This window comes from Galbibacter orientalis DSM 19592, from assembly GCF_000260115.1.
Taxonomy (GTDB): domain Bacteria; phylum Bacteroidota; class Bacteroidia; order Flavobacteriales; family Flavobacteriaceae; genus Galbibacter; species Galbibacter orientalis.
The window spans coordinates 2814466-2839274 of record NZ_JH651379.1; the positions used below are offsets into that span (position 1 = coordinate 2814466).

Annotated in this window: 16 protein-coding genes; 5 read left to right on the forward strand and 11 right to left on the reverse strand. The window is 32.5% G+C overall.

Going from position 1 to position 24809, the window contains the following annotated elements:
• Positions 1 to 20: 20 nt before the first annotated feature.
• Both gndA and JOOMADRAFT_RS12410 read right to left on the reverse strand, forming a co-directional pair.
• A complete protein-coding gene (gndA, locus tag JOOMADRAFT_RS12405; protein WP_008613881.1) occupies positions 21 to 1433 on the reverse strand; it encodes an NADP-dependent phosphogluconate dehydrogenase in 1413 nt (470 codons plus the stop codon).
• 12 nt (positions 1434 to 1445) lie between these two features.
• Positions 1446 to 1910 (reverse strand): RpiB/LacA/LacB family sugar-phosphate isomerase, encoded by a 465-nt coding sequence (locus JOOMADRAFT_RS12410; RefSeq protein ID WP_008613883.1) that lies wholly within the window; start codon positions 1908 to 1910, stop codon positions 1446 to 1448.
• Between the two features lie 296 nt (positions 1911 to 2206).
• Between JOOMADRAFT_RS12410 and JOOMADRAFT_RS12415 the strand changes: the two genes are divergently transcribed.
• Entirely contained in the window at positions 2207 to 2686 is a 480-nt protein-coding gene (locus JOOMADRAFT_RS12415; RefSeq protein WP_008613884.1) for an OsmC family protein, read from the forward strand.
• Positions 2687 to 2690: 4 nt separating this feature from the next.
• Here JOOMADRAFT_RS12415 and JOOMADRAFT_RS12420 read toward each other — a convergent pair whose 3' ends face one another.
• The 5 genes from JOOMADRAFT_RS12420 to JOOMADRAFT_RS12440 form a co-directional block, all read right to left on the reverse strand.
• Complete coding sequence (locus tag JOOMADRAFT_RS12420; RefSeq protein WP_008613885.1) at positions 2691 to 3794, reverse strand: formylglycine-generating enzyme family protein; 1104 nt, start codon at positions 3792 to 3794, stop codon at positions 2691 to 2693.
• A 125-nt stretch (positions 3795 to 3919) separates the two neighbouring features.
• Entirely contained in the window at positions 3920 to 5224 is a 1305-nt protein-coding gene (locus JOOMADRAFT_RS12425) for a TolC family protein (protein WP_008613886.1), read from the reverse strand.
• 2 nt (positions 5225 to 5226) lie between these two features.
• The gene (locus JOOMADRAFT_RS12430; RefSeq protein ID WP_008613887.1) at positions 5227 to 8307 is read right to left on the reverse strand and encodes an efflux RND transporter permease subunit; all 3081 of its coding nucleotides are present in this window, start codon (positions 8305 to 8307) and stop codon (positions 5227 to 5229) included.
• Complete coding sequence (locus JOOMADRAFT_RS12435) at positions 8304 to 9383, reverse strand: efflux RND transporter periplasmic adaptor subunit (RefSeq protein ID WP_008613888.1); 1080 nt, start codon at positions 9381 to 9383, stop codon at positions 8304 to 8306. Before JOOMADRAFT_RS12435 ends, JOOMADRAFT_RS12430 begins: the two co-directional genes overlap by 4 nt.
• A gap of 342 nt (positions 9384 to 9725) precedes the next feature.
• Positions 9726 to 12998, reverse strand: coding sequence for a S41 family peptidase (locus JOOMADRAFT_RS12440; protein ID WP_008613890.1), 3273 nt, complete (start codon positions 12996 to 12998; stop codon positions 9726 to 9728).
• A gap of 265 nt (positions 12999 to 13263) precedes the next feature.
• On the opposite strand from JOOMADRAFT_RS12440, the gene JOOMADRAFT_RS12445 reads away from it, so the two are divergent.
• On the forward strand, positions 13264 to 13746 hold the full coding sequence (locus JOOMADRAFT_RS12445; protein ID WP_008613891.1) for a Dps family protein: 483 nt from the start codon (positions 13264 to 13266) through the stop codon (positions 13744 to 13746).
• Positions 13747 to 13773: 27 nt separating this feature from the next.
• Positions 13774 to 14160 (forward strand): acyl-CoA thioesterase, encoded by a 387-nt coding sequence (locus JOOMADRAFT_RS12450; protein ID WP_008613892.1) that lies wholly within the window; start codon positions 13774 to 13776, stop codon positions 14158 to 14160.
• A gap of 266 nt (positions 14161 to 14426) precedes the next feature.
• On the opposite strand, the gene JOOMADRAFT_RS12455 is transcribed toward JOOMADRAFT_RS12450, so the two are convergent.
• The 4 genes from JOOMADRAFT_RS12455 to rmuC all read right to left on the reverse strand — a co-directional run bounded on the left by JOOMADRAFT_RS12455 (position 14427) and on the right by rmuC (position 17849).
• Entirely contained in the window at positions 14427 to 15134 is a 708-nt protein-coding gene (locus JOOMADRAFT_RS12455) for a DUF3307 domain-containing protein (RefSeq protein ID WP_008613893.1), read from the reverse strand.
• A 10-nt stretch (positions 15135 to 15144) separates the two neighbouring features.
• Entirely contained in the window at positions 15145 to 15756 is a 612-nt protein-coding gene (locus JOOMADRAFT_RS12460) for a hypothetical protein (protein ID WP_008613894.1), read from the reverse strand.
• A 138-nt stretch (positions 15757 to 15894) separates the two neighbouring features.
• Positions 15895 to 16440 (reverse strand): acyl-CoA thioesterase, encoded by a 546-nt coding sequence (locus tag JOOMADRAFT_RS12465; RefSeq protein ID WP_008613895.1) that lies wholly within the window; start codon positions 16438 to 16440, stop codon positions 15895 to 15897.
• Between the two features lie 44 nt (positions 16441 to 16484).
• Positions 16485 to 17849 carry a DNA recombination protein RmuC gene (gene rmuC, locus JOOMADRAFT_RS12470; protein ID WP_008613896.1) on the reverse strand — a complete coding sequence of 455 codons (1365 nt, stop codon included), beginning with the start codon at positions 17847 to 17849 and terminating at the stop codon, positions 16485 to 16487.
• Between the two features lie 140 nt (positions 17850 to 17989).
• Between rmuC and JOOMADRAFT_RS12475 the strand changes: the two genes are divergently transcribed.
• Together JOOMADRAFT_RS12475 and JOOMADRAFT_RS12480 are read left to right on the forward strand one after the other, a co-directional pair.
• A complete protein-coding gene (locus JOOMADRAFT_RS12475; protein WP_008613897.1) occupies positions 17990 to 20788 on the forward strand; it encodes a helix-turn-helix and ligand-binding sensor domain-containing protein in 2799 nt (932 codons plus the stop codon).
• A gap of 908 nt (positions 20789 to 21696) precedes the next feature.
• Positions 21697 to 24792, forward strand: coding sequence for a SusC/RagA family TonB-linked outer membrane protein (locus JOOMADRAFT_RS12480; protein ID WP_008613898.1), 3096 nt, complete (start codon positions 21697 to 21699; stop codon positions 24790 to 24792).
• Positions 24793 to 24809: the final 17 nt, after the last annotated feature.

Below are 24809 nucleotides of genomic sequence, written 5' to 3' on the forward strand. Positions count from 1 at the left end.
TTTTATTAATTTACAGAATGCTATTTTTCATCCCATTCTGTGTGGAAAATACCTTCTTGATCTATTCGTTCGTAGGTGTGTGCACCAAAATAATCTCTTTGCGCCTGTATAAGGTTGGTAGGTAATACTTCACTTCTATACGCATCAAAATAAGCAAGGGTTGTATTGTAAACAGACATAGGGATTCCTTTGTCGATTCCAATTTTTACTACTTCTCTTATTGCTTTTTGCTGTGTATTTAAAGTAGAAGCAAGACTACTGTCGAGCAATAAGTTTGGTAAGTTTTTATCTGCTTTATATGCTTTTCTAAAATCTTCTAAAACGGCAGCACGTATAATACATCCACCACGCCAAATTTTAGCAACTTCTTCTAAATTTAAGCCATAATTAAACTCTTTGGAAGCAATAGTTAATTGTGCCATTCCTTGTGCATAAATGGTTACCATAGCAAAATGGAAAGCATCTTTAAATAGCGCTACTAGATTTTGATTGCTAACATCTTTTGCGTCTCCATTCCATGGATACATAGTAGCTGCTTTAACACGCTCTTCTTTATATTTAGATATATCTCGCATAGTTACAGCCAAATCTATAGATGGCACTGGAGCTTGAATATCCATTGCATTTTGTGAGGTCCATTTTCCAGTTCCTTTAGATTTTGCAGTATCAGAAATAAGACTAACTAAACGTTTTCCGGTAATAGTGTCTTCTTTTTTAAGAATTGCAGCTGTAATTTCTATGAGGTACGATTGTAGCGCTCCTTGATTCCAAGTTTCAAACACCTGTTGAAGCTCGTTATCTTCAAAATTATATCCACGTTTTAAAACATCATAAGTTTCGGCGATAAGCTGCATAATAGCGTACTCAATACCGTTATGAACCATTTTAACATAGTTTCCTGCCGAGCCACTTCCGAGGTAAGTAACACAAGGCTCTCCATCTACTTTTGCAGCTACTGCCTCAAAAATAGGGCGTAATCTTTCGTATGCATTTTCATTTCCACCAGGCATCATACTAGGGCCAAAACGAGCTCCTTTTTCACCTCCAGAAATCCCCATTCCGAAGTAATTAATACCTTTTGCATTTAATTCTTTAACACGTCTATTGGTATCTTCAAAGTAAGAATTCCCTCCGTCAACAACAATATCACCTTCTTCTAAATGTGGTAAAATTGAATTAATAACGCTGTCTACAGGTTTTCCTGCTGGAACCAAAAGCATAATAGCTCTTGGTTTTTTTATAAGTTGAATAAACTCTTTAGTATCTGTAGTTCCTTTAATTGTATGTTTTTCGTCGGCTTCATTTTCAAGGGAAGCTGCTTTTTCGGCATCTAGGTCTAAACCTGCAACAGAGAAACCATGATCTGCCATATTTAGCAAAAGATTTCTTCCCATAACACCAAGACCAACCATACCAAAATCAAAATTTTCCATAACCTACTATTGTTAATTTATTTCTTTAAAGTTATTTTTTTCAATTTCTAAAACCTTATTTAATCTTCTTTTAAAGCGTTCTTCTTCATGGAAGGTGGCATTTAAAAAAGTTTCTGTGAGCTCCCAAATTAAAGCAGAACCAATTACACGTCCTCCAAGGCACATAAGATTCATGTTGTCATGCTCAACACCTTGATGAGCAGAATAATTTTCGGTAATTAACGTAGCACGAACCCCCGAAAATTTATTAGCAGCAATAGAAACCCCAACCCCGCTTCCACAGATGGCAATTCCTCTTTCTATTTTTCCTTCTGAAATAGCTTTGGCTAAAGGAATAATAATATCAGAATAATCATCAGTAGCATCGTAAGAAAAAGCGCCGAAATCTTCAAAAGAATACTTATTGTCCTTTAAAAGTTGTTTTAATTCTTCTTTTTTCTCAAATCCTGCATGGTCGGCTGTTATTCCTATTTTCACTTAAAAATATTTATGAATTTCAAAAAGACGTTAGAAAGTATAAAATTAAGTATTTCTAGATGATTAGCGTAATTTTATTTAGTTATATAACGATAGTTTAATCAAATAGTGATTTATTTAAATCCTTCACAGAGGGTTTAATTCTCCGAAGTTTGTTTTGAGCTTGTCCAAGAGCTCTGCGTTAAAATGAGTTAAAAGTTTTTCGAGAGAATACCTAGTGGCTTCTCTGAGATAGTTTACTTCTTGGTTGTGTTATATAAAAAGGTTAGCTAATTTTATGGCTTTAATTTTTTATAATGAATAAGAAGCACGAATACAAAGCATCAATATTGTGGCCTGTAGCGCAGGGAGGGAGTACAAAAGATTATAAATCTTATTCCCGAAATCATATAGTATCGATTGAAGGGAAACCTACTATTTTAGCCTCTTCGGATGTTGCTTTTAGGGGAGATATGGAACGGCATAATCCTGAAGATTTGTTTCTATCGTCTATAGCTAGTTGCCATATGCTTTGGTATTTACATTTTTGTGCCACTTCTGGGATTGAAGTGTTGAATTATACTGATACTGCTTATGGAGTTATGGAAGAAGAAAAAAATGGTAGTGGAAAATTTACCAAGGTAATTCTGAATCCTATTGTTACAGTTTCCGACATTTCTATAAAAGAAAAAGCTATAAAACTACATCATAAAGCAAATGAATATTGTTTTATAGCTAATTCTTGTAATTTCATTATTGAGCATAAGCCCATTATTAAAATTAAAGAAATAGAATAATTTCTTATTTTGTTTTTAACATTTCTGGAGTAGCAACAGTTCTAAAACCAAGGTGCTCCTGTCCAGAATCTAGGGCTGTAGCCATTCTTGCAGAAATGCGGTAACTAGAACAGTACGTATCGCTACATAAAAAAGACCCTCCTTTAATTACTTTTTCCTGAACATAACGATTGTTTGGGTTGTAGGCTTTAGTTGCTCCTTGAGGATTTACAACAAGACCTTGTTCTAACATTTCTCCGTAATAGTTTACATTAAACCAATCTTGAGTCCATTCCCAAACATTTCCAGACATTTCATAAAGTCCATATGCGTTTGGAGGAAAAGATTTTACGGGTGCTTTGTTTTCATAACCGTCAGCTTTGTTGTTAGTTGTAGGAAATTCTCCATTCCATGTATTTGCTTGAGCGGTTAATTTTGATTTATCTTCTCCCCAAGCATACATTGAGTTATTAACCCCTCCATGAGCGGCTAATTCCCATTCCGATTCTGTAGGAAGTCTTCTTCCTGCCCATTCACAATAGGCTATTGCATCTTCATAAGCTATATGTACTACAGGGTAATCTCCTTTTCCTTCAATAGAACTATCAGGGCCTTTAGGATGCTTCCAATCGGCACCAATTTTCCATTCCCACCATTGAGAAAAATCGTATAAATTAGGCACACTTGTTTTTGTTTTTTTGAAGATAAGTGAACCCGGTTGGAGAATAGAATCGTGAGGCTTAGGAGTTCCAGGAGGAACTTGTTTCTTTATCTCTTCCCATTCAATTGCTCTTTCCGCTACAGTTTTGTATCCGGTAGCGGCTACAAACTTTGCATATTCATCATTTGTAACTTCGGTAACATCCATAAAAAAGCCATCTACTTCCACAGGATGCGCAGGTTTTTCATGATTTAAAGCAAACTTATCATCACTTCTTGCACCTTGGGTATAACTGCCTCCAGGAATCCAAACCATGCCTTCTGGAGTTTTAATATCCTTAGGTTTTTCAATAGCAATAGTAGCGGTTTCTTTAGATTCAAGAACTTCAGAAGTTGCTGTTTTATTTTCTTTACATTGTGTAGTTAAAATTCCAATATAAAGAATGGAAAGGAAACGAAATACCTTCATTTTTTACTTTTTAAGTTGAATTATACCAAACTTACGAAAGTCTTTTTTAAAAATACTTATGTTTTTAGTAGTGTTGTAAGATTTATTTTACGCCCAAGCTATTAACGATACTATGTTTGTAATAACTATAAAGGTAAACTTCCAGATAGGGCTTTTAAAGCTATTTCTGATAGTTTAGCTTGAAAATTAGCATTGCTAAATCGTAATTGTGCATTTATATAATTAAGCTGAGCTGTTCTAAATTCTATAGTAGGAATAGCTCCAATACGATATTTCTGCATTGTTATTTCCAAGTTTTCTTTTGCAATGGCTTCATTATTTTGCTCTAATTCTATAAGGTCTAAATTAGTTTGATAGGTTTGGTAAGCTATGCTTAGTTGAGATAATAAAGCTTTTTCTTGTTGTTCAATAAGAAGTTTGCTGTTATCTATTTTCAGTTTAGCTATTTTTTCACTTCTGTTTTGATTGAAACCATCAAATACATTTACATTCACTCTAAAACCATAATTTAATCCATGAGCAGAAGAACTCGTTGTAAATCCTAAACTAGATTCAGAATCGCTAAAATTATACCCAGTAGTTGCAACTAGGGTAGGGTATCTTAATGCACGAGTCTGCTTTAAATCGAGTTCTGCAATTCGTTTATTTATAACCTGAGCCATCAACTCTGGATTGTTTTCTTTTGCTGTGGTTTCAAGATTAGGGAGAAACAAACTATTATCAACAAGAATTTCATCAACTACTTTAAATGCGGTTTTTTCATCACGAGCTAGAAGTTGATTTAGTTCTACTTTTGTATTTGCATAAAGCTCTTTTTGACGGAGCATTAATGTTTGGTCTGTATTTAAATCTACTTTTGCATTTAAAACTTCTAGTTTAGAAGCTTTTCCAATGGTAAATCTATTTTGGGCAAGATCCACACGTTGCTGAGAGATCACTAGCGTGCTATCCAAAGCAGAAAGCTGTTGCTGTTGCTGAACAAGATCGTAATACGTTATTAAAACATTACTAACATTGGTGAGGATTGATTTTTGTAGTTCAACATCTCCAAGCTTTTTATTTTCTTTGAGTTGGTCATACTTTGCAAACATTTTAAAACCATCAAAAAGAGTCCAATCCATAGCAACTCCATAGCTTAAGCTATTATTTTTTGCATCTTCTAATGAGTTTTCAGTTCCGTCTGAACGTACTTGCGATAAATTCTGAATGCTATTATTGTCGTTTAGGGTACCATATACTTGAGGCAACATTCCAGCAAAACCTAGAGAAGTACTAATTTCATCAATTTCTAAATCGTTTTTTGCAAGTCTAATTTCGTAATTGTTTTCTAGCGCAATTTGTATAGCATTTTCTGCGGAAAGAGTTTCTTGTGCCCTTCCGTAGCATACAATAAAAACTAAAAGTAATAATATGGAAAATTGTTTGTTCATTTTTATAGGTTTTCTAGCGCATCAAATTCAGGTCTATGTTTTTTATTTCTGGACCACATGGAATAAATAGCAGGAATAATAAATAATGTTAGAACTAAGGAAAACATAGTTCCTCCAATAATAACAACTCCCATTCCAATTCTACTAGTAGAAGCAGCTCCAAGCGATAAAGCAATAGGCAATGCACCTAAGGCAATTGTAAGACTCGTCATTAAAATAGGGCGTAGTCTCGATTCTGCAGCTTGGATAATAGCCTCGCCTTTTGGAATCCCTTCTTCTCTTAATTGATTGGCAAATTCAACAATTAGAATTCCGTTTTTGGTAACTAATCCAATAAGCATAATAGTTCCTATTTGGCTAAAAATATTCCAAGTTTGACCGAAAATCCATAAGGAGAACATAGCTCCAGCAACTGCCATTGGAACTGTAAGAATTATAATTAATGGGTCTATAAAACTCTCAAATTGGGCTGCCAAAATCAAGAAAATTAATAATAAAGCCAATCCAAAAGCATACATAGTATTGGAGCTACTTTCAACAAAATCTCTAGATTCTCCACCCAAATCGGTAGTAAACGACTCATCCAATACTTTTTCTTTAATAGAATTCATAGCGTCAATCCCATCACTAATACTCATTCCGGGAGCTAAATTAGCAGACACTGTAGCAGATAAATATCTATTGTTATGGAATAATTGTGGCGGACTACTATGCTCTGATGTGGTTACTAAATTATCAAGCTGAATTAAAAGGCCATCTTTATTTTTAACAAAGATTGAAGTTAAATCTGTAGGTGCATTTCTATCTTTTTTATCAAATTGACCTATTACCTGATATTGTTTTCCATTCATCAAAAAATATCCGAAGCGTTGTCCACTAAGAGAGAGTTGTAATGTTTGAGCAACATCTCTAACAGAAACTCCTAAGCTTTCTGCTTTTTCTCTATTAATGGTTACATAAATTTCGGGTTTATTAAATTTAAGGTCAACATCGGTATATGAAAAAGTAGGGTTTTTTTCGGCTTCCTTCATAAATTCAGGAATCTTTTCTTCTAACTTTTCAAAATTTGGTGCTTGAATAATATATTGAATAGGAGGACCGCCTCTTCTGTTAACAGAAATGGTAGGTTTTTCGGAAACATTTGTTTTTGCTCCAACATAACTTTTGGTCCAATCTCCAAGATTATCTGCAATTTCATGTTGAGAGCGCTCTCTTTCATGAATATCCTTTAAAGCTATAAACGCTCTTCCACTATTTACAGAAGAAGATCCAAAACCAGGAGAGGTAAGAATTAAACTCACTTTTTTTTCTGGAACAGAATCGTTTATAAGCTTAGTAATATGGGTCATATATTGATCCATATATTCATAAGAAGAACCTTCTGGAGCTGTAATACTTAAACTTACAAAACCACGGTCTTCATAAGGAGCTGTTTCTTTTTGCAGGATGTTGTAAAAAAGGCCAATCATTCCAATGCAGACTAATAAGATCGGAAAACTCAACCATTTACGTTTCATAAAACTACTTAAAGAACTGGCATAGCTTTTATTCATCTGAATAAAATAAGGCTCGGTAAGATTGTAGAATTTAGTATGTTTTTGTTTTCCACCTTTCATTAAATACGCATTCAGCATCGGGGTAAGAGTTAACGATACAAATGCCGATACTAAAACAGCTGCAGCAAGTACAACCCCAAACTCTCTAAATAAGCGACCAACAAAGCCTTCAAGGAAAATAACAGGAAGAAAAACAGCAGCTAAGGTTACAGAGATAGAAATTACAGCAAAGAAAATTTCATTAGAACCTTTTATAGCAGCTTCTATAGGACTCATCCCTTCTTCCACCTTTTTATAAATGTTTTCGGTAACTACAATTCCGTCATCTACCACCAATCCAGTTGCTAAAACAATAGCTAAAAGGGTGAGTACATTTATGGAATATCCTAATGCCCACATTATAAAAAATGTAGCAATTAAAGAAACAGGAATATCTATTAATGGACGAAGCGCCATTGACCAATTTCTGAAGAATAAGAAAATTACTAAAACAACAAGAATGATAGAAATTAATAGAGTTTCAGCAACTTCAGTAACCGCTTTTTTCACGAAAACAGTGTCGTCAATTACTACATTCAATTTAAAACCTTCAGGAAGATCTTTTTTAAGCTGTTCGTATTCTTTATAAAAAGCATCCGCTATATCAAGATAATTTGTACCTGGCTGTGGAATTACAGCTACAGCAACCATAGGCTGACCAGAATCGCTCATTTTGGTCTCCATATTTTCACCTTCTAAAGTGGCTTTTCCTACATCGCTAAAACGAACTACTTTTTCACCATCAGCTAAAATAATAATATTGTCAAATCCTTCTTCAGTAGAAAGATTTCCAATAGTTTTTACTGTTAGTTCTGTATTGTTACCAGTTAATTTTCCTGACGGAAGTTCTACATTTTGCGCTAAAAGTGCGGTACGTACATCTCCAACTGTAGCACCATAAGATGCAAGTTTTATAGGGTCTATCCATAGGCGCATGGCGTACTTTCTTTGTCCCCAAATTTGTACACTACTTACTCCCTGAATGGTTTCTATACGTTGTGCAATAACATTTTCTGCATAATCAGAAAGTTCAAGGATGTTTTTAGTATCGCTCTGTACGGTCATTGATAAAATCCGTTGCGCATCTGCATCCGCTTTTGAAACTACTGGTGGCGCATCTATATCGTCTGGGAGACTACGTACTGCTTGCGATACTTTATCGCGCACATCATTAGCTGCTTCTTCTAAGTTTTTATCTAAATTGAATTCAATATTTATTCTACTAGAACCTTGAATACTCGAAGAGGTAATATTTCTAATACCATCAATTGAGTTGATAGATTTTTCTAGTGGTTCTGTAATCTGAGATTCAATAATATCTGCATTTGCACCAGCATAATTGGTTCTAACAGATACTTGTGCAGGATCAATAGAAGGGAACTCTCGAATCCCTAAAAAAGTATAACCAATTATTCCAAATAGAATAATGGTAATGTTCATTACAATGGTAAGAACAGGCCGTTTTATGCTTAAGGTAGAAAGATTCATGGGGTTTCTGAACTAGCGTCTTGGGTTAAATTAACTTTAATAGGAGTGCCGTTATTAATGGCCATTACTCCATATGTTAAAATGGTATCTCCAGACTTAAGTCCAGAAATTATTCGGATTGAATTAGCAGTTCGTGATCCCGTTTTAACTTCTATCTCTTGCGCTTTACCATTATGAGCCACAAATATTTTTTTACCATTCTGAATAGGGATTAATGCTTCGGTGGGAACCATTAATGCATCTGGAACGGTTTCTAAAGGTAAAAGTACATTTACATACATTCCAGGGTATAAATTTCCTTCAGAATTATCTGTTATGGCTCGTATTTTTAAAGTTCTGGTAGCAATATCAACTTCTGGTTCTATGGCGTAAATTTCTGCGGTATATTCTTTATTAGAACTGGTAGTTGTAAATGTAAATGCTCCATTTAGTCTCATTCTAGAAGCATATTTTTCAGGAATAGAAAATGTAAGTTTTAATTTAGTAGTGTTTACTAGTTTAGCAATCATTGTAGTTGGGGTAACATAACTTCCTTTAGAAATAGAGCGTAATCCAATAGTTCCAGAAAATGGAGCTCGGATAGAAGTTTTAGAAAGTTGCGCGGCTATCAAATCAGATTCGGCTTTGGCAGATTGAAAATCGGCACTAGCTACATCATATTCTTCCTGACTTATGGCTTGTTTTTCTAGGAGAAGTTTGGCTCTCCTTTCATTTTCTGAAGCTAATTTTTGTGCGGTTTCTACTTTAGATAATTGTGCACGTAATTCAATATCATTAACCTTAATTAATATTTGTCCTTCGTTAACTTTACTTCCTTCATCAAAATTAATACTTTGAACAACCCCAGTAACCTCACTTCGGATATCTACTTGCTCATTTGCCTCTAAAGAGCCCGAAAGCGATAAATTATCTTTGAATTCTTGCGGTTTTAAAATCATTCCTTTTACGGTAACAGGGGCGCTGTTTTTAGCTTTGGAATTGCTACCATTTTCATTATTGTTTTTATTTATTCGATAGGCAATAAGTCCGCCAATACCAATAAGTAATAGGAGGTAGATAATATGTTTAATTTTCATAAGGAGTACTAATTAGCAGGTATTTAAATAGGTTTGTTATAAATTTTAGTTATAGGGATTGCTAAGAACTTATAGAATCTTCAAAAAGAATAGTATTTTGTCAATTTGACAAGTTAAAGTTTGTTAAAGTTTTAATTTTAACTTTTTGAATCTCTCATTGAGGGTTTTATTCACCAGAGCCTGTCCTGAATATCTTGAAGGGTTCCACGTCGAAATGGATTAAGAATAATAAGAGGCTGTCTAAAAAATAATTAAACTCTAAATAATCCTTCGACAAGCTCAGGATGACATTTAGAGTTTAATTACTTTTTAGACCTCTTAATGATGTAGTATTGATTATAATTACTTATTATTAAACGACTTATCTGGATATGCGGGCGGATCTGGAACTAAACGTGGATCTTTTTTAATTAATTCCATTAAATGATTAATAGCAGCCTCTAATTGCGCATCCTTACCGTTAAAAGTAGCATGTGGTAAATTGTTAACTTCAATATCTGGCTCGAAACCATGTCCTTCTATAACCCATTCACCTTCATTATTATATACTCCCATCATTGGAGCTCTTGCAATTCCGTTATCCGATAGCTGATTGACGCCGCTAAGCCATATTTCTCCTCCCCATGTTCTGGTTCCAATAGCTTTTCCGAGATTTAATTTTCTAAAACCTTCTGCAAAAGCTTCTCCGTCTGAAGCAGTATTTTCATTAACCAAAATTACAATATGACCTCTAAATGCGTATTGCATATTCCAATAGGGTTTTCCAGATCTTTGTTTCCAATACATCCATGCTTTGCGGAGTAGTTTTTCTAAAATAAAACTTTCTATATTTCCACCTCTATTATTTCTAACATCAATAATGAGTCCTTGTCGGTCAAAAACAGGATAGAATTCTCTATACCATTGGTTAAGATCTGGCGCAGTCATAGCCTGCAAATGCACATACCCAACCTTGCTATCTGTTTTATTTTCAACTTCTAATCTTCTAGAATATTCCCAGTCTCTGTAACGTAAACTGTATTCATTTTTAATTGGTTTTACAATTATATCTTTAGTTCCAGATTTACTTTTAACAGTAAGTCTAACTTGCTTTTCTTGCTTATTGCGAATCAAAGCTCCAATATCTAAAACCTCCAATGCCGCATTCCCATTAACTGCAGTTATAATATCTCCAGTATTAATATTTAAATAAGGATCGTCTAAAGGAGATTTTTCATCAGGATAATCTGGATCTGCTTTGTAAATATGTTCAATTCTATATCCGTTATTTTTTGGATCTCTACTAAAAATAGCACCTAAGCTAGCCACCGAAACATCTTCTTTATCCTCTCTTAAATCGCCTCCTCGAACGCTTGTATGTAAAGCAGAAAGCTCTCCAACATACCTTCCAATTAAGTCTGAAAGTTCTTCTCTAGTAGTAATTCTTTCCAGTAGTGGAGCGTACTTTTTATGCATAGCGTCCCAATTTACACCATGCATATTTTGATCATAGAAATAGTCTCTTTCCATTCTCCAAGCATCTGTAAAAATTTGTTTCCAGTCTTCTTTTGGAGAGATAGGAAATTTCCAATTACTTAGGTCTATTTCATTCTCGCTTAAATCACTTACTTTTTTTGTAGTAGCTTCAAACATATAGTATTTGTTGCTTTTTTTTAGTAAGATTTTAGACTTATCTCCAGATAACTTAAAGTTCTGAATATCATTTATAATAACGTCTACTTTCTGAGTTTCGTTGCTTATTTTTACTGAAGCCAAATGAGTTTTGGCGTCTACACCAGTTTCTCTTACAGTAAAATATAAAGCATTTTTTGTAACCGCTAAATTGCTATAATTTCCAGGTTTTATAGGAAGCTCATAGACTCTATTTATAATATTTTGAGTATCTATTTTAACGCTCAATTCAGTTTCTTTCTCTTTCTCTTTCTCTTCCTCTTCCTTTTTCTCTGAATCAACAGTTAACTCATTCTCTTCGGCAAAAGCAGTTTTAGTATCTTTTTGTAAAGGAATACAATATATTTTTTCGCTCGCATCAAAATACGGCTCTGGTTGTCTGGTGCCCCATGGAGAACCAACTAAGGAAGTAAAGCTTCTATCGGAAAGGAAATATATGTATTTTCCGTCATCACTCCATTGTGGGTTTTTATCATTAGCTCTATCAGTAGTAATTGGAAAGTTATCTTTTGAGCTTATATTATAAATGTATAGTTGATTCATGGTGTTATAAGCTGTTTGCACGTATGCCAAATACTTACTGTCTGGCGACCATGAGAAAGAGCCAATTCCTTCATGTTTAGTAGGAATTTCAACACTTTCTCCAGAAGAGATATTTAAAATAAAAAGTCTGTTTTCTAAATCATCGTAGGCTATAAATTTACCATCGGGAGAAGGAATACCGGCATAGCGTAAAACGCTTCCGTTTTTTGTAATTTGTTTTGCTTCTCCAATGCCATTTGCGGGTAATGAAACAAATTCAAATTCTTCAGATTCATCAGATAAAGCATATATATTTTTACCATCAGTAGAAAAAACAGCATCTCTATATCTAACATTACTTTTATTAGTAAAATCTATAGTTCTTCCGCTTTTAGTAGGAAAAACAAAGATCCTTCCCCTAGAAGTAACCACAATTTTTTCTCCAGAATAATCTGGTTCTACAGCTGTAATATATTTTTTAGGATTTTCTTCCCATTTTTCTTGAAGTTGCTCTAAATCTGATACAATTTTTATATTGATTTTTTTATCGGTGTTTTCTTTAATATTGTATACCCATATATCTGCTCCTCTTTGATAAACAATATTTCCTTGGTTTTGTTTTGCATACCTAATGTCAAAATCTTTATGAAAAGTATGCTGTTGTAGGTCTTTTCCATTAAGGTTTACAGACCAAATATTCATTGTTCCATCTCGATCTGTAATATGGTAAACTCGATTATTAAAAAACATAGGATGATGACTTTCTCCTAGATAATCTGTAGTTAGTTTGATGGCTTCTGGTGCTCCTTCTGTATACTTCCAAACCTGTCTTGCTGTTCCACCTTTGTATCTTTTGGTAACATTACCATGATAGGCTGGAGTAACAAAAAAAACGGTTTTTCCGTCATCACTAAAAGAAGCTTCACTTGCCTGACTTAATTGGATAACTTTTTTCTCTTTTGAAGTTAAGTTAATAGCAACTAGTTGTCTGTTAGGTAAGGTAGAGTAGGCTCTGGTATCATAAACTAACTCTTGATTAGGAGTCCACCCATTTACTAAAGAAAAATCACTTTCGTAAGTCCATCGTGTAGGAATTCCACCATCTATAGGAATTGTATAAACTTCTGTTGGACCTTCATAACTAGCAGAATATGCAATTAACTTTCCGTCTGGAGAAATTGCAGGAGCTATTTCTTCCTCCAAATGTGAAGTAATTTTTTGAGCCAATCCTCCTTGGATAGAAACTTTCCATAAATCTCCTTCCGCAGTAAAAATAATAGTATTGTTATGTATGTTTGGGTATCTATAATAACCTTCAAACCCTTGGGCTTGAACTTTAATTGAAAAAAATACTAACCATAAAATACTTGTGAGAAAAACATACTTACTTAATGCTTTTTTTGAGGGTAAATGTGGATCCATTTAAATTGGTTTAAAGTGAGAAAAATAATGAAAGTAAGGTAATAATTTTATTTAATTGAAAAAGTATAGTTTCGCTTCTAAGTTAAATTTACTTCCTTTGAATACCTTGTGGGCTTGTCCTGAGGTAGTTACTTAGTATAACATACTTTTTTATAGAATTCGCAATAACTATAAATTATTATTATATAAAAATAACATATCGATAGTATTTTTCTATTTATAGCTTATCAAGTATCTTGCATACAGAAAAATAAACAGATATAAAATGAATTTACAAGAGTTAAATAAAATAGGATTAACCCATGAAGGGTCTAAAAATACAGCAGAAAAGTTAAATGAGCTTTTAGCAAACTATCAAATATTTTATATGAACGTGAGAGGTTTGCATTGGAATATTAAAGGGAAAGATTTTTTTGTATTACATGAAAAGTTTGAGGAGTTGTATAATGGTTCTTTAGAAAATATAGATGAAGTTGCGGAGCGTATTTTAACTTTAGGGGTAACACCATTACATTCTTATAAAGTCTATACTAAAATTTCAAAAATAGAAGAAGTTGAAAATGTTTTTGATAGTGTTGCGGCTGTTAATACTGTTTTAGACGGATTGAGGCAGCTACTTATTATAGAACGAGAAATTTTAGCAGTTGCTTCCGAAATAAATGATGAAGGAACAGTATCTTTAATGAGTGATTATATTACTGAGCAAGAAAAATTGGTTTGGATGTTTTCTGCAGTAGTAGCAAAATAATTATTAATATTTTTAGAAAAAATAACAATGAGGTTTCATACTAGAAAATGGGTAAAACCAGAAGATTTAAATGCCAATGAAACCCTTTTTGGAGGGAAATTATTAGCATGGATAGATGAAGAAGCTGCACTATATAGTATTATTCAGCTTGAGAATAATTATGTGGTAACTAAATATATGTCTGAAATAAATTTTATCTCTTCTGCTAGAAAAGGAGATATTATTGAAATAGGGATAGAGGTTAAAAAATTTGGAAAAACATCCTTAACATTGAGTTGTGAGGTTCGTAATAAAATGACTAGACAAACCATAATTACAATTGATAAAATTATTATGGTAAATCTGGATGAAGATGGAAAACCACTGCCACATTATAAAACGGAAATAGAATATGTTAAAGACCGATTAAAGTAATTATAAAATCATGCATAAAAGCGCTCAAGAAATGGAGCGCTTTTTTTATTTGGTATGCCTAGAAAAGGCAAATACGTACTGTTTTTTCGTTTAAACGTGAGCGCTAAATTAATATTATTGTATCCACAGATATTACTGTTAGTTTTTTCCATATTTTTTCTTGAATAGTAGATTGTATGGAATAATCTTGGAATACACTAATTTTCTGAATACGCCTCGTTAATAGAGGTTTGAATATTCCTACACTAGTTACTGGTTAAAAGAGTTTACTTCAGTAGAAAAATAAACAATAGAGAAATAACAATGGCTATTCCAAAACTAAGGAGGGTTCCAATTAATATATACTCGGTAAGTTTTCGATCTTTAGCCTCTGTGAGATCGCTAAATCTAAAAATCGATTTGGCTGCAATTAAAAAACCTACTCCTTCCCAATGGTTTGTAGCAATAAAAGTAAAAACAAGTAAACGCTCTAGCATCCCAATATATTTTCCTGCATTTTCTAAGGAATCTCCTTTATCCATTTCTGTTTTAGGAGTGTAAATTGAGATTAATGTTTTTATTAAAATTGAAGTAGGCTGTGTTAGAAATAATATAGCCGTAATAACAAGTAATGTTTGTGTGCTGCTTAAAATATCTAAGTTGAAATTTAAGGATCCTTGTAATTTACTGATAATGAAAATTACTAATATGTGTAAAATTTGATCAATAAAAAATAAAAGTCTTTTAGATTTTTCGGTTTGAAATAAAAGCTTTCCAGCATCAATAAAAAAGTGTGAAACTCCTATAATTAAAGGGATATACCATAAACTTAGATCCCAAATAAATAAAAAAGCTAGCAGCGTATGGAGGAGTATATGTAAATAAAGTTTTCCTGAAGTTAGTTTCTTTTCTTCTTTTTCTACGACCCATTTTTTTGATTGAAATGTAAAGTCTCCTAATAGATGCGCTAAGAATAGTTTTAAAAATAACTCCATTTTTGCTGTTTTATAAAGTGCTTATTTTATGGCGATACATTTTATCAACTTCCATAATTTCTTCAAACGATGCTCTTTTTAAATGTTCGCTCACAGTATTTTGCTTAATTCCTATAATATTCCCTAATTCCTCTTGAGGCAATTCAGGATTTTTGATGGAAAGTGTTACAATTTCTGCCGATTTTTTTGTCCAATTATCCATGGCAATTAAAGCAAGTTTAAAATATAGATTTAACTCTTTATTTAACTCGTTATTAGCCGTTTTTATTGCCAAATTGACCTTATTTTGTTTTAGTTTTTCAAACTCTTCTCCAGAATAAATAAAAGCACTTCCATTAGATTCAGAAATACGTTTGGCTTTGTGTGTTTTCTCTCCAACTCCAATTGCCATACGTACATCTAGCGCCTTTATACTTTTTATAGTAGCTTTTATCAATACAGCCATTTCAAAAGCTTGATACCAATCTCTTATTTCTATTTGAAAACTGTCTCCTCTATAAATTTCCCAATACTTATTTGAAGAATCGATGTTATAAAAAATTTCTTTTAAGGGTGCTAACCATTCTTCGGGATTTTTTATTTCCCTAGAATTAATAATATCTCCTGTTATAATACTTGTCATAATATATTGGGTTTTTACCCGGGAGCATCAAATATCGTGTTTTTTAACGATATATACAAATATCGTCTATTTTAACGATAATTAATCTTATCGCTTATTTAAACGATAAACAGAGATATCGTTTTTTAAATCGATAAATTACAAATCTATTTGAACATTATAACCTTCTAATTCATGGATCAGTTGGTTAACTGTATAATCCAATTTATTAGCATAGTCATGGCGCTCTTTTCTCAGTTGGTTTCGTTTGATACTCTTAAAAAAACGTTTTAAATCGTTTTCTGTCTTTAAAATAAGACCTGGTACTTTTACACTTTTACCATCGTCATCTTTGGCAACCATTGTAAAATAAGAAGAATTACAATGTTTGATTTCTCCAGTTCTAATATTTTCAGCTTCAACACGAATTCCAATAACGATAGATGTATTTCCGACAAAATTAACGGAAGCTTTCATGGTTACTAATTCGCCAATTTCTATCGGCATTAAAAAATCTACAGTATCTACAGAGGCTGTAACACAATAAGATCCTGAATGTTTTGAAGCACATGCAAATGCTATTTGGTCTAGAAGAGAAAGTATGAATCCCCCATGGATTTTCCCACTAAAATTAGAGTGGGAGGGAAGCATGAGTTCAGATATTTCAACAGTGGAAGCGCTTACGGGCTTGAATTTTGGAGTCATTTTAAGATAATTAGTTATTCAAATTTAAAAATTGGTAGGTGGTTTTATAGTAATTTATTTTGATCAGAAGCAGGGAGTTCATCCAATTCGTCTTGCTCGTCTGAAACTCGATTTAGCCATTTCTGGTCTATTTGCTTACTTGCTTTGGCTCCTAACTTTTTAAGTTTTTCTACACGTCCAAGCAGATTCCCTTTTCCTGTAAGTTTAGTCATAGAACTTGCGTAGGAAGTTTGAACAGTATTAAGCTGTTTCCCTACTTTTTCTAAATCGTCTAAAAGGTTTTTAAATTGATCGTACAGCCGTCCGGCTTGGATAGCAATATCTAGTGCATTTTTATGTTGTTTATCGTTTTGCCACATGCTGTCAATGGTGCGTAGTGTTGCCAAAAGGGTGGAAGGGGTAACAATAACTATATTTTTTTCAAAAGCAATATTGTACAATTGTGGTTCTTGTTGGGATGCTATGGCAAAGGCAGGTTCCATAGGGATAAAGAGTAATACAAAATCAGGACTTTCAATTTTGTATAAGTCGTGATAATTCTTTGCACTTAATTGCTCTACGTGTTTTTTAATAGAATTTACATGCTCTTTTAATAAAGCAGGCCTTAAATCTTCATCTTCTTCATTTACATAACGTTCATAAGCAATTAACGAAACTTTTGAATCGACAATCATTTTTTTATTATCTGGTAAATGAATAATTACATCAGGCAATACACGTTTACCTTCATCCGTAGTAAAACTATTTTGCACCGTATATTCACTTCCTTTTTCTAGACCCGATTTTTCGAGGACGCGCTCAAGCACCAATTCTCCCCAATTTCCTTGCATTTTTGTATCGCCTTTTAGCGCTTTGGTAAGGTTGGAAGCCTCTTTTGTAATTTGCTGATTTAAGTCTTTTAAGTTTCTTAATTGTTCTTGTAAAGCAGAATGGCGGGTAATACTTTCCTTATTACTGTCTTCTACTCGTTTCTCAAAATGTTGAATTTTCTCCTGAAGAGGTGTTAAAATATTTGTTATATTTTCTTTATTCTGAAGTGTAAATTTCTGAGATTTCTCTTCTAAAATTTTATTAGCTAAAACCTGAAATTTTTCTTCAAACTTTACTTGGAGTTGTTCTACTTCTGCTTTTTGCTCTTTATTTCGCTCTAATAAATTATCAAAATCTACTTCTTTTCTAGATAGCCGAATTGCAAGGGAATCTTTTTCTTGTCTAATAGCTTCTTTTGCTAAAACTTCTTTTTCTATACTGTTTTTTAACTGTGCTATTTGCTCTAATAATTGGGCTTCTTGGGCGTCAAAAGCCCCTTGGGTATTATTGTTTTTTAATTTCTGAATATAGATACCCAAAAAGATCCCACCAATGGCAAATATAAATGCGACAATTATTAAAAGAAGATTTTCAGTCATTATGTGTATTTTCGTTGAAAATTTTAAATTGAAATTTAGTTGTAAAGATAAAAGAATAGCTTCAATTTAAAACTTTCAAGAATAACAATTACGATTCCTTTTTTAGGATTTTAGTATTTTAAAAGAAATTTTCGCAAAGCATGAGCTTCTATCAACGCTACCATAAATTTAGTATTCTAGCAATTCTACTTTGTTCTTTCCTATTAAATGGACAGCGGAGACCACCTATTCATAACTTTAATGTAGGAGATTATCAGGCTGGAATCCAGAACTGGGGTATTGCATATGGAGACAAGAATTTATATGTAGCTAATAATGAAGGTTTGCTAGAGTTTGATGGCAATACTTGGCGATTTTATGAATTGCCTAATAAAACAATTGTTCGCTCTGTAGCTTATTTTGATAATAAAATTTACACTGGGTCTTATGAGGAGTTTGGATTTTGGGAAAAAACATCCACCGGAGAGTTGCAATATACTAGTTTGAGTAATCAATTAGCAGCAACTAATATTGAAACGGAATCTATTTGGTCTATTTACAAATTAAAAGACGCTATAATTTTTAAATCCTTCAGTGGCATATTTATTTATAAAAATGAAAAAATAAATGTACTAAAATCTGAAACCACCATTTTAGGTGCTAATGTAGTTAATGGCGAATTTTTTGTTTTTGGAAGGAATAAAGGGATCTATAAATTAATAGATGATGAATTAATACTTCAGCAGCAAACAACACTTTTAAAAGATTATAAAGTACAATCTATTGCTTCTTTTGAAGGCAATAAAATTATAATAGGAACATCTCTTAACGGTTGTTTTATATGGGATAATAATAGTTTAAAACCTTGGAAGCATCCTCTTAATGAGTTGATGAAGCATAATCAGCTCAATAAAATAACTATAAACAAGGATTATATTTTCTTGGGAACTATTAAAAATGGAATGTATGTTTTTAATCGTAAGACAGAACAGTTTTACAATTTAAATGTTCAAAATGGACTTCAAAACAACACCATTCTTGGAAGCTTATTTACAGATAGAGGAATTTTATGGCTCTCATTAGACAATGGAGTCTCTGCAATTCCAATACATTTTGATGCGTATTATTTAAACCCTTCTAAACTCGATATTGGCGGTGTTTATGATATGGTTTCTTTAAATAATCAAACCTATATTGCTACCAATACAGGAGTATATGTAGGAAACCAAGATAGTATAGAATTTATTGAAGGTTCTCAAGGACATATTTGGGATTTAACACTGGTTGACGGTGTTATTGTTTGTGGGCATAATCTTGCAACATATCAAATAAAAAATAAAAAATTGGAAGTCATTTCTGATAAAAATGGAGGCTACGTTTTTAAGAAGATAGATGGAAAGCAAAATACGTATATACAAGGAAATTATTCTGGACTTACACTTTATAAAAAAAATGGTAAAGAGTGGAAGGTAAATGATGTAGAAGGAATAGATTTTCCTGTTAAAAAAATAGTTTTCGAAAAAGACCATATTGCATGGGTAGCTCATACTTATAAAGGAATTTATAGAGTTCATTTTTCTGAAGATTACGCTAAAATTCTTCGAATAGAAGAGCAATATAATACAGCGTTATCAAATATTTATTTGGTGAAAATTTTTAAAATAGAAGGACAAATAGCTTTTTATAACAATAATAAGTGGTTTGTTTATAATCCTATAGAGCAAAAAATTGAACCTTTTGAATCGTTAAGAACTATTTTAGGAAAAGATGCTGCGGCCTATCCAATTACAGATGATGGAGTGCAACCTGTTATTTTTAAAAAGGCGGATGGGATGTTATTTATGCGAGAGCAGTTAAATGATGAAAATTCTCAATTTTATATTCCTTCTAGGTATTATGCAAATCGATTGTTAAAAAATGACGAAAGAGCCATTGTGGTAAACGATTCATTAGTTCAGATAGCATTATATAACGACATCCTAGCGGTTAATACAAAAAAGATTAGCGGAAATAAAAAACATGAAAATCCCATAATAAATAGAGTTTTAAAGAACGGAAACCCTTTGCCTTTAGATAGTTTGCATGTATTTAAGCCGCGAGATACTATTATAATTGAAACTTCTGTTCCTTTTCTTACAAATAACTCTATTGTTTATAGCTTGTCTAATGGAGAAAAAACAGAATATAGAGATGCACAAAATGGTAAAATTATAGTTACAAATTTGCCTTATGGAGAAACTACTATAGATATCCGCTCTAAAATGAAAACAGAAATTTCCAAAACAGGAATTAAACTTGAGTTGGAAACAAAAAAACCATGGTATCTAGGTGTTTGGGGAATTCTTCTTGCATTAGGAATTTTAGCAATTATTATAGTAGGAGTTTTTACGGTGAATAAGTTTGTTTTAATTCGCCATAAAAAATATTTAGATGATCAGTTTGAGCATCAAAAAGAGCTTAATAGAAAGGAAGAGGCACTAAGGCATGAGAAAAAACTTAATGAGATTGAGAAGAGACAGCATGAACAAGAGTTAAAAAAGAAAACTAAAGAATTGGCAAATACCGCCATGGAGATGACTAAGAAAAATGAGATTCTTGTAGATTTAAAAGAAGAGTTAAATCATTTTAAGTCAGAAATAATTGATAAAGTACGTTTTAATAAACTCCTTAAAAAAGTAGATCGTAATATTAATAACGCAAACGACTGGGAGATTTTTGAATCTAATTTTAATGAAATTCACGATTCATTTTTCAAAAACCTATTACAACTTCATCCAGATAAGCTTACTTCTAAGGATTTAAAGTTATGTGCATATCTAAAAATGAATTTATCTAGTAAAGAAATTGCACCACTTATGAGTATTTCGGTGAGAGGAGTAGAAATCCACAGATACAGATTACGTAAAAAGTTGGACTTAACCTCAGAACAGAATCTTAATGAGTATTTAATGAATATATAGTTTCTATTTTTTATTACTGTTGTCCGATAAAAGTTAACGGGATTTATTGGACTCCACTTATATCAAGGTTTAAAAGAGGTTTTTAAAATACCTCCCCCTTACTATCAAGAAAAATGAATAAAAAGAAGGAGTTGGTAATGTTGTTTCTTTAAACTACTCATTTTGTAATAGTTTAGATTTAGTGCTTCTTCTTTTCTCTTACAGCGAAGCGGTCTTATATTTTATTCGGATATTAATGGTTTTTATTTAAAAAATCTCCTATACCTAGGCTGCAAAGTTTTTCTGCCACGAATTCACAAATATTTTTTTGCCTTCCCTTACCCATAACCTTAATAAGAGAAGAGAAGAAAAATAAATCTGTGAATCTGTAGCTTAAACTTATAAAACATATTATTGTTGTCCTACAAAAGTTAACGGAATTTATTAGCCTCTACTTATATCGAAGTTTAAATGAGATTTTCAAAATAGTCCTTTGCTATTAATCCCTCATTGAGGGTTTTTTCCCAGAGTCTGTTCTGAGTATATCGAAGAGTTCTACGTTAAAATGGATTAAATTATTTTACTTTGAATACCTCGTAGACTTACCTCGAGGTAGTTGATTTAAGGAGTTATCTATCCTTATTTTAACAAAACTTAGAATGCTATAATCTTAAAATTTTAGGTTTTAAATGAAAAATCATCATTTTTTAGGGTCTAAAAAAACGAAATTAACATTGAAATAATACATCATCACTACTACATTTTGTAATTTTGTATAGAATTACTTCATTTTAACACACTTGAATCCCTCTAAAAACCTGCCTTAAGAACAGTTCTCACTAATGATGTATTTAAGAAGTGGTGTTTTTTTACTACATCGTTATAGTTTATGATAGTTTTAAGAAGCTAACTTTAATATGTAAATAGAAATGAAAAATTATTTGTTAACATTTATATTGTTATGTTGTTTTTCAGGGTTCGCCCAACAGCAAACAATTTCTGGTGTAATTACGGATGATCAAGACATGCCGTTACCAGGAGCATCAGTTTTAATTAAGGGAACCACAACAGGAACCCAAACAGATTTCGATGGAAATTATTCTATTGAAGCTACTAATGGAGATACACTTGTATTTTCTTATGTAGGAATGGAGCCTCAAGAAATTGTAGTAGGAAACACTTCTTCAATAAACGTTTCTCTTACAGTTTCTACCAACCAATTAGACGAAGTAGTGGTGGTAGGTTATGGTACACAAAGGCGTTCCGATTTAACAGGAGCTATTGTATCTGCAAAAGCTGAAGATATAGCAGAACAGCCAGCACTTAATGCAATGCAGTCTTTACAAGGTAAAGTTGCAGGGGTAAACATTATAAATAGTGATGCGCCAGGTACAGACCCTAAGGTTGTTATTAGAGGGGTTGGAACGGCATCTGCTGGGAGTAGTCCTTTATATGTTGTAGATGGAATTATGGTAAGTAATATTCAGAATATCAGTCCTAGCGATATTGCTAGTGTTGATATTATGAAAGATGCTTCTTCCGCAGCAATTTATGGTAGTGATGCTGCCAATGGGGTTGTTTTAATTACAACAAAAAGTGGTAAAAGTGGAAAAGCTAAAATTAAAGTAGAATCTTTCTACGGAGCTAAATCTGTGCTAAATCCAGTAGAGATGGCTAATGGACAGGAGTATATTAACTACTTTAATGAAAAGCAAACGTCAACAGGAGGATCTTATCAATTATCGCCAAATCAAGCGTATGATACAGATTGGTATGATGAACTAATAGGAACGGCTTTTTCTAACAATAATAATGTAGCTATTTCTGGAGGTTCGGAAAATGTTGATTATTTCTTCAGTGTAAATAATTATAATGAAGATGGTTTATTAAAAGATCAACGATATAATAGAACTACTATTAGGACTAACAATACTTTTAAGCTTTTTGAAGGAAGATTAAAATTAACTCCTAATGTAAACTTATCTTTTACAAATGAGAATCCTAAAGGATATGGAGTATTTAATGATGCTTACAGACAATCTCCTTTAGTTCCTGTTTATTATGAAAGCGGTCAATATGGGCAAAGCTTTGTAAATCAATCTACTGGATTAGTTGGTTATCAAGGTGCTCCGGGAGAAACAATTGGACGTTTAAATTCTATTGGGAATCCAGTTGCTAATGCTTTTTATGATAATCAGAAGATTCAAACTACAAACCTTCAAGGGTTATTTAAGGCGGAATTTGATGTTACAGATTGGTTAAAATTGAGTTCTAGATTTGGGGCTACAAAATATTACTACAAAAAGAGAGTATTTAATGATGTTAAAGGGAGATGGTTAACTTCAGACCCTACAAGAACATCAGGTCAATTTGATCAGTTAAAAGAAGAAAATCCTACCTCATTAACTTATGTCAATAACGATCTTTCTTATGAAAATAAAGAGGAATTTCGTTATAACTGGGATACTTTTATAACCATAGATAAGTCGTTCAACAAGCATAACTTTAATATGTTACTTGGGCTTACTAGAGATTTAAGAAATGATAATTATAGAAGTTATGTAAAAGGGTATGATGTTCCAAGTCAAGAACAATATTGGAATATCGATATGGCTTCATCAGATTATGATAAAATAGCTGAACAAGGCTACAGTAATATCAGAACAAAGCTTTCTTATTTTGGAAGACTTCAATACAACTTTGATAATAAATATTTTATTACTGCAAACTTTAGAAGAGATGGAGACAGTTTCTTTAAAGAGAATGAAGAATATTGGGGTAATTTCCCATCATTCAGTGCAGGTTGGGTAATTTCTCGTGAAGAATTTATGAGTAATTCAGGGATTGATTTCTTAAAAATCCGTGGAGGATACGGTAAATTAGGAAATGCAAATGTACCTCAATTAAACACAAATACAGTGAGTACAGATCCTGGAAGTAATAGTAATAACTATGTGTTTGGACCAAACCAATCTTTAATTTTTGGTTCTAGTTTTGGAACCCCAGTAACAGAATTAACTTGGGAAAAAACAAATGAGATTTTTGCAGGATTAGATATTTCAATATTAGAAAGTAGACTGTCTGCTAATTTAGATTACTATAATAGAACTACCGAAAATGCTATTATGAATGTAAAACCTTTATTAAACTCTGCCTTCCAAGCTTCTTATTATGATCATGGAGGGGAGGTAAATAACGAAGGTTTTGAAGTTGCTTTAAACTGGCAAGATCAGGTAAGTGAAGATTTTTCATACAGCATTGGAGTTAACTACGGATATAACAAAAATGTTTTGCAAGATGTTAAACCAGCATACGATGGTAATACAGGAGGTAGTTTGGCAAATGGACAAATAACCAAAAGACTGCAAGAAGGTCAGCCTCTTTACGCTTGGTGGATGTATGAAGCAGATGGTGTATGGCAAACACAAGACGAAATTGATAATAGTGCGAGTTTAGAAAGTGCAAAACCTGGTTATTTAAAATATAAAGACCAAAATGAAGATGGTATTATAGATGATAGAGATAAGGTTTTTATGGATTCTTATTTACCTAAATTTAACTACGGAATTAATTTAGGATTAAATTATAAAAGATTTGATTTTAACGTAGATGCATTTGGTGTTGGAGGAAATAAAGTTTATAACGGACTCAAAGGAGTGCGTATTGATGGTGGGGAAAATGTAACCAAAGAAGTTTACGATAACCGTTGGACAGGACCAGGATCTACAAATGTAAACCCAGGAGCAGATAGAGATGCGGTGGCTTCTAGTTATTATTTAGAAAACGGAGATTATTTAAGGATTAATAATATTTCTATTGGATATACTTTATCTGAAGATGCTATAAAATATTTCTCTAAATTAAGAATCTACGCTACAGCTCAAAATCCATTTTTATTTACTAAATACACAGGATTTACACCAGAATTATTACAATCTGGAGCACCAAATGAGACTGCTGGGATAGAGCTTTCTGCATATCCAAATGTAAAAACATTTATACTCGGGGTTAATATAGAATTGTAAAAAATTAAAGAATAGAA